Below are 1,289 nucleotides of genomic sequence, written 5' to 3' on the forward strand. Positions count from 1 at the left end.
TAGACTAACCTAAATTAACGAGACACTATAAAACACCTTCGGAATGGTACACTTAAACAAAGTACTAATTCGGAGGTGTTTTTGCATGGGCAAAAACGTATATTCAAATGAAGTGAAGTGGGCAGTCGTGAAAGATAAGATGAGTGGGCAGTTAACGAATCAAGAGATCATGAATAAGTATGGGATTAAAAATGTGTCTCAAATCAAAACGTGGATGAAATGGTATCGTGAAAATCAGGTTCATCGGTTTGATCAACCAATAGGGAAACAATATTCATATGGTCATGGACCTAAAAGTTCAAGTGGTGAAGAGAAGAAAGAACGTCAAATGAATCATTTAAAGCAGGAGAATGACATCTTAAAAAAGTTTTTGGAGATCGAAAAGGAGCTGAAAAAGAAATCGTCCTCCAACTAGTTCAAACGTTACGAAAAAAATATACAGTATCAGCTATCTTATCAGCTTTAAATGTTCCCAGATCTACTTATTATCGCTGGGCCTCTGCGCACCCAGTCGAGTTGCCTAAGGAAGAGGAAATAATTATATACCTTTGCGAAAAAACAAAGTATCGTTATGGTCATCGTAAAATCAAGGAGCTATTAAAACGTGACTATACGATCCAATTGAACCGTAATACTGTTCAACGGATCATGCAGAAACACCACCTTCAATGTAGAGTGAAGCCAAAAAGAAGGTGGAAATCTCAAGGGGACTCTGTCATTGTCGCCCCAAATTTATTACAGCGAGAATTTCACGCAGTCAAACCGAACCAAAAGTGGGTAACGGATGTAACCTACATTCAATATGGTCCGGACACTTTATATTTATCAACGATCATGGACTTGTTTAATAATCAAATCGTTGCTTATAAGCTTTATACTCATCAACAAATCCCGTTGGTGATCGATACCTTAGATGAAGCATTAGAAGCACGAGGAAACCCCAAAGGAGTCATCATTCACTCAGATCAAGGAAGTGTTTATTCTTCCTATACTTATCAAAATCGGATGAAAGAAAAGAATGTAGTCAGTAGTATGTCGCGCCGAGGAAACTGTTGGGACAACGCTGTTATTGAGTCTTTCCATTCGAACTTGAAATCAGAAGAGTTTCAATATGTTAAATTCAATTCGTTGTCTTTAGAAGAAGTAAAGGAACGTGTCGATCAATTTATGAAGTATTATAACAATGAGCGTATCCAAGAAAAATTAGGCTACCATACACCAATAGATTTTGGTGACATGGTAGCCTAAGAAGGTGTTTTATTACTGTCTCATATAACTAGGTCAGTCTA

Annotated in this window: 1 protein-coding gene; it reads left to right on the top strand. The window is 37.2% G+C overall.

Translation table 11 applies throughout. The annotated features are described in order from the left end of the window. The first annotated feature begins 85 nt into the window (after window positions 1-85). A protein-coding gene (locus tag ACE4RR_RS21485; RefSeq protein WP_375537454.1) for an IS3 family transposase occupies window positions 86-1,248 on the top strand; the annotation gives its coding sequence in 2 pieces (ribosomal slippage) (window positions 86-362 and window positions 362-1,248; 1,164 coding nt in all). Window positions 1,249-1,289: the final 41 nt, after the last annotated feature.

Source organism: Alteribacillus sp. HJP-4 (genome assembly GCF_042139015.1).
GTDB lineage: Bacteria > Bacillota > Bacilli > Bacillales > Marinococcaceae > JBHIKY01.